Annotated in this window: 8 protein-coding genes; 6 read left to right on the forward strand and 2 right to left on the reverse strand. The window is 72.1% G+C overall.

The window, feature by feature from the left end; all coding sequences use genetic code 11:
• The first annotated feature begins 56 nt into the window (after positions 1–56).
• A complete protein-coding gene (locus WD794_04835) occupies positions 57–3,515 on the forward strand; it encodes a type ISP restriction/modification enzyme (protein MEX2289637.1) in 3,459 nt (1,152 codons plus the stop codon).
• Positions 3,508–3,639: a type II toxin-antitoxin system RelE/ParE family toxin gene (locus WD794_04840; GenBank protein MEX2289638.1), complete on the forward strand. Its 132-nt coding sequence runs from the start codon at positions 3,508–3,510 to the stop codon at positions 3,637–3,639. The genes WD794_04835 and WD794_04840 overlap by 8 nt, the downstream gene beginning before the upstream one ends.
• 6 nt (positions 3,640–3,645) lie before the next feature.
• Here WD794_04840 and WD794_04845 read toward each other — a convergent pair whose 3' ends face one another.
• Positions 3,646–4,731, reverse strand: a complete 1,086-nt coding sequence (locus tag WD794_04845; GenBank protein MEX2289639.1) for a YihY/virulence factor BrkB family protein — start codon at positions 4,729–4,731, stop codon at positions 3,646–3,648.
• 35 nt (positions 4,732–4,766) lie between these two features.
• On the reverse strand, positions 4,767–5,882 hold the full coding sequence (locus WD794_04850) for a PQQ-dependent sugar dehydrogenase (GenBank protein MEX2289640.1): 1,116 nt from the start codon (positions 5,880–5,882) through the stop codon (positions 4,767–4,769).
• Positions 5,883–5,969: 87 nt separating this feature from the next.
• Between WD794_04850 and ilvD the strand changes: the two genes are divergently transcribed.
• From ilvD to ilvC, 4 genes are all read left to right on the forward strand, one after another.
• Positions 5,970–7,673, forward strand: coding sequence for a dihydroxy-acid dehydratase (ilvD, locus tag WD794_04855; GenBank protein MEX2289641.1), 1,704 nt, complete (start codon positions 5,970–5,972; stop codon positions 7,671–7,673).
• 181 nt (positions 7,674–7,854) lie between these two features.
• Positions 7,855–9,600: an acetolactate synthase large subunit gene (locus tag WD794_04860; GenBank protein MEX2289642.1), complete on the forward strand. Its 1,746-nt coding sequence runs from the start codon at positions 7,855–7,857 to the stop codon at positions 9,598–9,600.
• 42 nt (positions 9,601–9,642) lie between these two features.
• On the forward strand, positions 9,643–10,170 hold the full coding sequence (gene ilvN, locus WD794_04865) for an acetolactate synthase small subunit (protein MEX2289643.1): 528 nt from the start codon (positions 9,643–9,645) through the stop codon (positions 10,168–10,170).
• Between the two features lie 57 nt (positions 10,171–10,227).
• Positions 10,228–11,229 carry a ketol-acid reductoisomerase gene (gene ilvC, locus WD794_04870; GenBank protein MEX2289644.1) on the forward strand — a complete coding sequence of 334 codons (1,002 nt, stop codon included), beginning with the start codon at positions 10,228–10,230 and terminating at the stop codon, positions 11,227–11,229.
• Positions 11,230–11,284: the final 55 nt, after the last annotated feature.

Genomic DNA, 11,284 nt, shown 5'->3' on the forward strand with positions numbered 1-11,284 from the left:
CTGTCGGCACGACCGCCACTTGCTCGGTCAGACAGTCAGCGGGGCACAATGCGGCGGTGAGTGCCTCTCCTGCCGTCGACGAAGCTGCGGCGACCTACCTGGAGCGCCTCGCGTTGCTGGCCGGCACGACCGTGGACGCCGAGCCCGAGGCGCAGCTGACGACGCCTGTCGCCCTCCTGCTGGAGTCTCTGGGAGCCGACGCCGGGCTGGCCCTGCGACTGGTACGCGAGGTCCGCCTGCCGGGTGTGCGGCCGGACTTCGCCGTGCTCCTGAACGAGCGGCCGACGGGGTGGGTGGAGCTGAAGGCGCCGTCGAAGAACGTGGACGGCCGGTCCTGGCGGGGTCGCGACGGCCGGCAGTGGGAGCGGCTGCGGGAGCTGGACGGTCTGCTCGTCTGCAACGGCCGGCAGGCACAGCTCTTCTCCTCGGGCGAGCCGATCGGTCAGCCGTTGTCGCTGCCGGGAGAGCCCGGCTGGGACCCGCCGGCGCTACAAGCGGTTCTGCGGACGCTGGTCGAGGCGCGCCCGGTGCCGGTGCGCCGCGTCTCCGAACTGGCCACGAGGCTCGCCCCGCTCGCCCGGATGCTGCGCGAACGGCTGCTCGACGCGCTGCGCACGGCGCCACCGGTTCCCGCGGCGGTGCGTGCCCGCACGGTGTGGTCGGCGCACGTGCACACGACGCCCGACGACAGCAGCTTCAGCAACGAGATCGCCCAGGTCATCACCTACGCCCTGGCCATCGCCGCCCTGCGCGGCGGAGCCGATCGCAACGCCGATGGCCTGCTGACCCTGGACGAGGCTCGCGAGGCGCTGCGGGCACCCGCCCGCGTCCTGGCCGCCGCGCTGGGCCCGGTCCTCGACGTCGCCGGGCTGCTGGACGTCATCGGCCCCGAGCTGGCGGCTGTCGAGCGGCTGGTCAGCGTGGTGGACGTCGACCGGCTGCGGCGCTCGCGCGACCCGCGCGGTGAGCCGTGGCTGTACTTCTACGAGGACTTCCTCGCCGCCTATGACCCACAGGCCCGCCAGGCAGCCGGCGTCTACTACACCCCCACGGCGGTCGTGCAGTGCCAGGTGCGCCTGGTCGACCACGTCCTGCGCGAGGTCTTCGGCCGCCCCTTGGGCTTCGGCGCGAAGGAGGTGGTAACGCTCGACCCGGCCAGCGGCAGCGGCACCTACCCCCTCGCGGTCATCGACCAGGCCGAGGCGGTGGCCCTTGCCGAACGCGGCGCGGGAGGCCCGAAGCAGATCGCACCTACGCTGGCCCAGAACCTGCTGGCCTTCGAGCTGCTGCCGGGACCGTACGCCGTCTCGCACCTGCGCATCGGTGAGCGCTTCGCCGAGCTGGCCGGTGTGTTGGCGGCGGACATGGACCGCCGGCTGGCTCCCCAGGTGCTGCTGACCGACACGCTCGACAGCCCGTACGGCGAAGCGGCTCGCGACGACCTGTTCGGCGACTCGCTGGTCCTTGCCGAGGAGCGGGCGGCGGCGCGCGTCGTCAAGGCGGACCGACGCATCACCGTCGTCCTCGGCAACCCGCCCTACGACCGTGTGGCCCGCGAGGACGCCGGCGGCTGGGTGACCGAGGGCGACCAACGCGCCCGGGGCATCTTCGAGGACGTCCTGGACGACGCGCGCCAGCACACGATCTTCAGCCACCACGCGAGCCTCTACAACCTCTACGTCTACTTCTGGCGCTGGGCGTTGTGGAAGGCCTTCGAGCAGCAGGGGCGTGGCCCTGCGGTGGTCTCCTTCATCACCGCGTCGTCCTGGCTGACCGGGCCCGGCTTCGTGGGGCTGCGGCGGCTGGCGCGGGAGCTGGCCGACGAGATCTGGGTGATCGACCTCGGCGGGGACAACAAGGGAGCCCGGCCGGAGGAGAACGTCTTCGCGATCGAGACCCCGGTGGCGATCGTTACCCTCGTGCGCAAGGCCGCCAGTGACCGCGGCACCCCCGCAGCGGTGCACTACCGCCGCCTGCGCGGGACCCGCGCCGACAAGTTCGCGGCACTCGACCGCGTCGAGCCGCCGGCCCAGGATCCGCCGGCCTGGAGAGAGGTGGTCGCGGGGTGGCGTGAGCCGCTCGTGCCGCCGGCCGGTGGCGCCTCCTGGCTGCGCATGCCCTTGCTGACCGACGTCTTTCCCTGGCAGCAGCCAGGCTGCAAGATGGGGAGGACCTGGCCCATCGCCACCGACCCCGACGTGCTCCGGCGGCGATGGCAGGCTCTGGTGTCCGAGAGTGATCTGGACGCACGTGCAGCCGCACATGTGACACCTCGCAACGGACGCACCATCTTCACGTCGGTGGCGGGGTTGCCGCGCCTGGCTGATCTTCGTCCGGATGCCGCACCGCCGCCGGTCGTCCGGTACGGCTTCAGAAGCTTCGACCGAGAGTGGATCTTGGCCGATCCGCGTCTGGCAAAGACCGAGAGCCCCTCGCTGTGGACCACCTCAGGGAGGCGACAGGTCTACCTGACCACGCTGACGTCGACGGCTCTCGGCCCCGGTCCGGCCGCGACTGTGACTGCCGCCGTTCCGGACCTGCACCACTTCAGCGGTCGGGGAGGCAAGGACGTCATCCCGCTCTACCGGGACGCCGCCGGCCAAACGCCGAACGTGCACCCGGCCGTGCTGGAGCAGCTCACGCAGCACCATCGCGCTGCGGATCCACAGGCCGAGCCCGTCTCCGCCGAGCGGCTGTTCGCCTACGCGTACGCCGTTCTCGCCGGCGCCGACTACGTGGAGCGGTTCGCCGAGGCGCTGGAGACCCCAGGTCCGCGTCTCCCGCTCACCCTCGATCCGGCGTTGTTCGCCGAGCTGGCCGAGCACGGAGAGCACCTGCTGTGGCTGCACACGTTCGCGGAGCGTTTCCGCGGGACCGCCCGGGGCCCCCGGCTGCCTCGCGGCCGCGCTCGCTGGCAGGCTGCGGTGACTGCTCCCCCCCGCACGCTGGAGGAGGTGCGCTACGACCCGCACACGCACGAGCTGCGCATCGGGAACGGCGTGGTCAGCGGCGTCCCCCCGGAGGTCTGGACATTCTCGGTGAGCGGCTTGCAGGTGCTGCGCAAGTGGCTCGGCTACCGCACCGTCCGCGGCACGGGTCGCGCCGCAAGCAGCGCCAGCCCGCTCGACGCGCTGCGTCCGGACGGCTGGCAGGACGAGTGGAACGACGAGCTCCTCGACCTCGTCGAGTGTCTCGCCCAGACGAGCGCCCTGCTGTCGACCGGCGCCCTGCTGCTCGACCGCGTGATGGCAGGTGAAGTCCTCGACGGCGCGCAGCTGCCTCCGGTCGCTCAGGAGCTTCGCCGGCCGGGAGCGGCGGCCGGCCCAGAGCCCGCGCCCTTCGACGATGCGGAGGATCTGGACGCGATGGAGGAGACGCTGGAGATCCTCGCGGACGTGGAGACGATGCGGGCGCTCGCCGAGTCTCACGACGACCTGGCGCACGGGCGGGTGAGCACCGCCGAGGAGCTTGCAGCGGCCATGGCGCGGCGAGCCGGGCGCGCCCGTGGTGCCTGACGATTTGGAGGACGACCACAGCGCACGGCGAGGCGACTACCGCGTGATCTACCGGATCGACGAGCAGCGGCGAACAGTGACCGTGCTCAGCGTCAGCCACCGCAGCGTCGCGTACCGGGCATGAAGCGCGTCACCCCGTCGCGCGCCGCCGCAGGACCGGCGCCCGGTCGGCCGGCTCGCTGTCCCCGCGCGCGCCCGGGGCGGGCAGCGTCACCGTCTCGCACTCCTCGCCCGCCGCCTCCGCGCGGAGGACCGCGCGATGACGCCGGCGGGCCAGCAGGATCGCGTTGAGCTCGGCTCCGGCGAGCAGCGCGACGCACAGCAGGTAGAACCAGCTCATCAGGATCAGCCCGCCACCGAGCGCCCCGAACACCGGTGAGCTGCGGACGGCGGTCTCGAGATAGACGTTGAGGCCGTAGGAGGCGAGCAGCCACAGCAGCGCGGTCAGCAGGCCGCCCGGCAGGTCGTCGCGCCATCGCGCGCGCCGGGCGGGCGTGAGGTGCTGCATCGTGGTGGCCCACAGGACCAGCGACAGGAAGGCCACCGGCCAGCGGGCGAGCGCCCAGACGAAGGAGTACTCCGGACCCAGGCCGATGCGGTCGACGACCTGCTCGGCGCGACCGAACAGCGGACCGATCACCAACAGGGTGACCGCGAGCGCGCCGGTCAGGACCGTCCCGACGCCGAGCAGCAGACCCAGCCACCGCCGGCGCCACCAGCCCCGCGTCTCCGGCACGTCGTAGGTGATGTTGACGGTGTTGATCAGCGTCGAGAAGGCCGTCGACAACGACAGCAGCGCCAGCAGGCCGGCGATGGTCAGCGCGTTGCCGCTGCTGTCGAACAGGTCTCGTACGGTGTCGACCGCGGGGGACGCGGTGTCGGTGAGCAGCGAGTCGAGGAAGTCCAGCACTCCCTGCTCGACGCGTACGGCGTTGTCGTCGCCGATGATGATGCGCAGCTGGCCGAGGACGGCGGCCACGACCAGCAGCGCGGGGAACAGCGTGAGGACGGCGAAGAAGGCCGTCTCCGCCGCGAGCCCGAGCAGCCGGTCGCGGTCGGCCTTGTGGACCACCTCGACGACGAGCCGCCCGAACCAGCGCGCGGGATCGCCGGCGGGTGTGCGCGCCGCCTCCTGCGTCGTCACCGCGGCACGCAGCTCGCTGGCCTGCCGGCTCACCACGGAGGTCGGGATCAGCGGCTCGGGGCGGGTGCTCACCCGACCATGGTGGCCGATCCGCCGCGAGCGCGCCGCTATCGGACCCCGAGCCGCAGGATCCGGTCGTCCTGGCGGACCGGGTCGCCGCGGCCGTCGCGGTTGCTCGTGAGGACCCAGAGCGAGCCGTCCGGCGCCCTTGCTGCCGCCCGCAGCCGGCCGAACTCGCCCTCGTAGAGCGCCCGCGGGTTGCCGGGATCTGCCAGCGGCACCTGCCAGAGCCGCTGCCCGCGCAGCGCCGCGACGTAGAGCGTGTCGCCGACGACCGCAGCGCCGCTGGGTGAGGCCTCGGAGGTCTCCCAGGTCGTGATCGGGGCGAGGAAGCGGCCGCCGCCGTCGCCCGGCCCCTCGACGTCCGGCCAGCCGCCGTTGCTGCCCCGCTCGACCCGGTTGACCTCATCGAAGCGGTTCTGGCCGAACTCGACGGCGTACAGCCGGTCGTCCGGGCCGAACGCCAGACCCTGCACGTTGCGGTGACCGCGGGAGAACACGAGCGAGTCCTCGCCGGGTACCGGCTCGCCGTCGAGGGTCATGCGGAGCACCTTCCCGCCGAGCGACTCCGGGTCCTGCGATCGCGTCGGCTGGCCCGCGTCGCCGGTGCCGGCGTAGAGGTGGCCGTCGGGCCCGAAGGTGATCCGGCCGCCGTTGTGGACACTCGAGGCTGGGATGCCGGTGAGGACCGGCTCCACGTCATCGGGATCCGAGAGGGGGAAGCGGACGATGCGGTTGTCCTGCGCCGTCGTGACGTAGGCGTAGACGGTCTCGCCGTCGGGCGCGACCGCGAGGCCGAGCAGCCCACCCTCGCCCCGGGGCCGGGCCTGGGCCACCGTCGTCACCTCGACCGGGTCGCCGCCGGCGGCCGGCACCCGCAGGATCCGGGCGCTGTCCCGCTCCGTCACCAGCGCGTCGCCGTCGGGGAGGAAGTCGATCCCCCACGGGGCCTCCAGGCCGGTCACCAGCACCTCGGGCGGGCCCGTGTCCAGCGTCGTCGCCGTCGGCGCGGCCGGCGTGGGAGCGGCCGTGGTGGGAGCGGCCGTGGTGGGAGCGGCCGTGGTGAACGGCGTCGGCGCCGCCTGCTCCGGGCCGTTGCCGCAGGCGCTCAGCACCGCGGCGGTGACCAGCCAGGCGAGGCGGAAGAGCGGCGGTGCAACCACCCCGGGACCGTACGCGGGGACCCGACGGTGGGCGAGTCGGCGCGCAAGGCCGGCGGCTCGGGGCGGCACGCGGCCTACGCTGACCGGGTGAGCAGCCAGCAGCCGCACAGTCGCAAGCCCCGCAGCACCGACGTCACCGAGGGCGACCAGCGCGCGCCCGCCCGCGCCATGCTGCGCGCCGTCGGGATGACCGACGAGGACATGAGCAAGCCGCAGATCGGGATCGCCTCGTCCTGGAACGAGATCACTCCGTGCAACCTCTCGCTCGACCGCCTGGCGAAGGCGTCGAAGCAGGGCGTGCGCGCGGCCGGCGGCTTCCCGATGGAGTTCGGGACCATCTCGGTCTCCGACGGGATCTCGATGGGACACGAGGGGATGCGCGCCTCGCTGGTCTCCCGCGAGGTCATCGCCGACTCGGTCGAGACCGTGATGTTCGCGGAGCGGCTCGACGGCTCGGTCACGCTCGCGGGCTGTGACAAGTCGCTGCCCGGGATGCTGATGGCCGCCGCACGGCTCGACCTCGCGAGCGTGTTCCTCTACGCCGGCTCGACGCTGCCCGGCAAGCTTGCCGGGCTGAACGGTGTCGACCGTGACCTCACCATCATCGACGTGTTCGAAGGCGTCGGGGCGCTCGCGCGCGGGCTCATCACCCGGGAGGAGCTGACCGCGATCGAGAAGGCGACCTGCCCGGGCGAGGGCGCCTGCGGCGGCATGTACACCGCCAACACCATGGCCAGCGCCGCCGAGGCGCTCGGCATGTCGCTGCCGGGAAGCGCCGCCCCGCCCGCCGTCGACAAGCGCCGCGACGCCTACGCGATCGCCTCCGGCGAGGCCGTCGTCCGGCTCGTCGACGCCGGCATCACCGCGCGGCAGATCCTCACGAAGGAGGCGTTCGAGAACGCCATCACGGTGGTGATGGCGCTCGGCGGGTCGACCAACGCGGTGCTGCACCTGCTCGCGATCGCGCACGAGGCCCGGGTCGAGCTGTCCTACGACGACTTCACCCGGATCGCGGCGCGGGTGCCGCACCTGGCCGACGTGAAGCCGTTCGGCCGCTACGTCATGACCGACGTCGACCGGATCGGCGGCATCCCCGTCGTGATGAAGGCGCTGCTCGACGTCGGTCTGCTGCACGGCGACGTGCTGACCGTCACCGGCAAAACGATGCGCGAGAACCTCGAGGCGCTCGACATCCCGCCGCTCGACGGGGAGGTGCTGCGGGCGATGGACGACCCGATCCACCGCACGGGCGGCATCACGATCCTGCACGGCTCGCTGGCCCCCGACGGCGCTGTCGTGAAGAGCGCCGGCTTCGAGGCGCAGGTCTTCGAGGGCACTGCCCGCGTCTACGACGGCGAGCAGGGCTGCATGGACGCCGTCGTCGACGGGACGCTGAAGGCCGGCGACGTCTGCGTCATCCGGTACGAAGGGCCCAAGGGCGGGCCGGGCATGCGCGAGATGCTGATGGTCACCGGCGCCATCAAGGGAGCGGGCCTCGGCAAGGACGTGCTGCTGCTCACGGACGGCCGCTTCTCCGGCGGCACCACCGGCCTGTGCGTCGGTCACGTCGCGCCGGAGGCGACCGACGGCGGGCCGATCGCGCTGGTGCAGGACGGCGACCGGATCCGCCTCGACCTGCAGACCAGCACCCTCGATCTGCTCGTCGACGCCGAGGAGCTCGAGCGCCGGCGGGCCGGCTGGAAGCCGCTGGAGCCGCGCTACACCACCGGCGTCCTCGGCAAGTACGCCAAGCTCGTCGGCTCGGCCGCGCAGGGCGCCATCACGGGATGACCGTGGTCCCTCGGCTTGACAGCGGCGGCTGCCCCTAGCAGTCTGGTGGGGTGCTCAGCGTCCTCGTAGTTCCCTAGCGCGCCTGCCGCCCCGGCAGCCGCGCTCACCCCTCCGTGCCCTGGGCACGAGGGGTTCTTTTTTGCCCGAACCCGCTCCGCCCGCCAGAAGGAAGTCGCCTGAGATGACCGAGAGCCTCACCGGAGCCCAGCTGCTCGTCCGCTCGCTCGAGGGCGTCGGTGCCGAGGTCGTCTTCGGCATTCCGGGGGGCGCGATCCTGCCGGCCTACGACCCGCTGTTCGACAGCCGGACCGTGCGCCACATCCTGGTCCGGCACGAGCAGGGCGCCGGCCACGCGGCCGAGGGCTACGCGCAGGCGACCGGCAAGGTCGGCGTCTGCATGGCGACCAGCGGCCCCGGCGCGACCAACCTCGTGACGCCGATCGCCGATGCCTACATGGACAGCGTCCCGATGGTGGCCATCACCGGGCAGGTCCCGAGCGCGGCCATCGGCACCGATGCGTTCCAGGAAGCCGACATCGTCGGCATCACGATGCCGATCACCAAGCACAACTTCCTGGTGCAGTCCGTCGACGACATCCCGCGCACCATCGCGGAGGCCTTCCACCTGGCCAGCACCGGCCGGCCGGGTCCGGTGCTCGTCGACCTGCCCAAGGACATCCTGCAGGCACACGGCGAGTTCAACTGGCCGCCGCAGCTCGACCTGCCCGGCTACCACCCCACCACCCGCCCGCATGCCAAGCAGATCCGCGAGGCGGCCAGGCTCATCGCCGGGGCGAAGCGTCCGGTCCTCTACGTCGGCGGCGGTGTCCTCAAGGCGCGCGCGGCCGCCGAGCTGCGGGTGCTGGCCGAGCTGACCGGCATCCCGGTGGTGACGACCCTGATGGCCCGCGGCGCCTTCCCCGACAGTCACCCGCAGCACGTCGGCATGCCCGGCATGCACGGCACCGTCGCCGCGGTCACCGCGCTGCAGAAGAGCGACCTGCTCATCTGTCTGGGCGCCCGCTTCGACGACCGCGTCACCGGCAAGCTGGACTCCTTCGCGCCGGGCGCCGCCGTCATCCACGCCGACATCGACCCAGCCGAGATCGGCAAGAACCGCGCCGCGGACGTGCCGATCGTGGGCGACTGCCGGGAGACCATTGCCGACCTCGTGGTGGCCGTCGGCGAGCTGTACGACGCCGGCACCCGCGCCGACCTCACCGGCTGGTGGACCGAGCTCGACGGCTGGCGCGAGCGCTACCCCCTCGGCTACGCCGAACCCACCGACGGCTCGCTCGCGCCCCAGCACGTCATCACCCGCATCGGCCAGCTCGCCGGGCCGGAGGCGATCTATGTGAGTGGTGTCGGCCAGCACCAGATGTGGGCCAGCCAGTTCATCTCGTACGAGAACCCCTACACCTGGCTGAACTCCGGCGGCGCCGGGACCATGGGCTACGCCGTCCCGGCCGCGATGGGCGCCAAGGTCGGCCGTCCGGAGGCGACCGTGTGGGCGATCGACGGCGACGGCTGCTTCCAGATGACCAACCAGGAGCTCGTCACCTGCGCGATCGAGGGGATCCCGATCAAGGTCGCCATCATCAACAACGGCAACCTCGGCATGGTGCGCCAGTGGCAGACGCTGTTCTACGGCAGCCGCTACTCCAACACCGTGCTGCAGAGCAAGCGCATCCCCGACTTCGTCAAACTCGCCGAGGCGATGGGCTGCATCGGCCTGCGCTGCGACAGCAAGGCCGACATCGATGCCACGATCGAGAAGGCGATGGCGGTCGACGACGCGCCGGTCGTCGTCGACTTCGTCGTGGGGGAGGACGCCATGGTGTGGCCGATGGTCCCGGCCGGCACCAGCAACGACGAGATCCTCGCTGCTCGCGACACCCGCCCGGTCTGGGACGCCACCGATGTGTAGGACGGCCGGACGTCCCCGTCCCCACCCCGCCCAGGAGCACTGATGGCCCTCACCCGCCACACCCTGTCTGTTCTCGTCGAGAACAAGCCGGGGGTCCTCGCTCGCGTCGCGGCCCTGTTCAGCCGCCGTGGCTTCAACATCGAGTCGCTGGCCGTCGGGCCGACCGAGCACCCGACCGTGAGCCGGATGACGATCGTCGTCGCCGTGGAGGACCTGCCGCTGGAGCAGGTCACCAAGCAGCTCAACAAACTCGTCAACGTGCTGAAGATCGTCGAACTCGACCCGGGAGCGAGCGTCCAGCGCGAGCTGCTCCTGGTGAAGGTCAGGGCCGACCTGACCAGCCGCAGCCACGTGCTCGAGACGGTCCAGCTCTTCCGGGCCAAGGTGGTCGACGTCGCCGCCGACGCCGTCACCGTCGAGGCGACCGGCACCACCGAGAAGCTCGCCGCCCTGATCCGGGTGCTCGAACCGTTCGGCATCCGCGAGCTGGTGCAGTCCGGCATGGTCGCCGTCGGCCGCGGTTCCCGGTCGATGACCGGTGCCGAGGCCCGCCTCCGCAACGCCTCCTGACGCACGGCTCGACGCGCGTCCTCACCCCCACCACCCGACAAAGGAGCACCCCGCCCCATGGCCGAGATCTACTACGACGACGACGCCGACCTCGGCCTCATCACGAGCAGGAAGGTGGCCGTCCTCGGCTACGGCAGCCAGGGCCACGCGCACGCGCTGTCCCTGCGTGACTCCGGCGTGGACGTGCGGGTCGGCCTGCCCGAGGGCAGCAGGAGCCGGGCGAAGGCGGAGCAGGAGGGGCTGCGCGTGGTCACGCCGGCCCAGGCCGCCGCGGAGGCCGACGTGATCATGATCCTGGCGCCGGACACCGTGCAGCGCAAGCTGTACGAGGCCGACGTCGCGCCGAACCTGAAGGACGGCGACGCCCTGTTCTTCGGTCACGGCCTGAACATCCGCTTCGGCCTGATCACCCCCCCGGCGGGTGTCGACGTCGCGATGGTCGCGCCCAAGGGCCCGGGCCACCTGGTCCGCCGCCAGTTCGTGGACGGCCGCGGCGTGCCGTGCCTGGTCGCCGTCGAGCAGGACGCGACCGGCACTGCGCTGCAGCTGGCCCTGTCGTACGCCAAGGGCATCGGCGGCACCAAGGCAGGCGTGTTGCGCACCACCTTCACCGAGGAGACCGAGACCGACCTGTTCGGTGAGCAGGCCGTCCTCTGCGGCGGCGCCTCGGCGCTCGTCCAGACCGGCTTCGAGGTGCTGATCGAGGCCGGCTACCAGCCCGAGGTCGCCTACTTCGAGTGCCTGCACGAGCTCAAGCTCATCGTCGACCTGATGTACGAGGGCGGCATCGGCAAGATGCGCTGGTCCATCTCCGACACGGCCGAGTTCGGCGACTACGTCACCGGGCCGCGCATCATCACGCCGGCCGTCAAGCAGGAGATGAAGAAGGTGCTGGCCGAGATCCAGGACGGCACCTTCACCAAGCGGCTCATCGACGACGACGAGAACGGTGGCACCGAGCTCGCGGCGTTCCGCAAGACCGGCGCCGACCACCCGATCGAGACCGTCGGCGCCACGCTGCGCCCGATGATGGCCTGGATCGACGACGCCGGCGAGTAGTCCAAGAACGCAGACGGCCCGGTCCCCGCGAGGGAGCCGGGCCGTCGTGCGTGCC

The organism is Mycobacteriales bacterium (genome assembly GCA_040902655.1).
Taxonomy (GTDB): domain Bacteria; phylum Actinomycetota; class Actinomycetes; order Mycobacteriales; family SCTD01; genus SCTD01.

Bases quoted from the DNA above. Each gene is read 5' to 3' on its own strand.
- WD794_04860 (MEX2289642.1), top strand. From the start codon at position 7,855: ATGACCGAGAGCCTCACCGGAGCCCAGCTGCTCGTCCGCTCGCTCGAG.
- ilvN (MEX2289643.1), top strand. From the start codon at position 9,643: ATGGCCCTCACCCGCCACACCCTGTCTGTTCTCGTCGAGAACAAGCCG.
- ilvC (MEX2289644.1), top strand. From the start codon at position 10,228: ATGGCCGAGATCTACTACGACGACGACGCCGACCTCGGCCTCATCACG.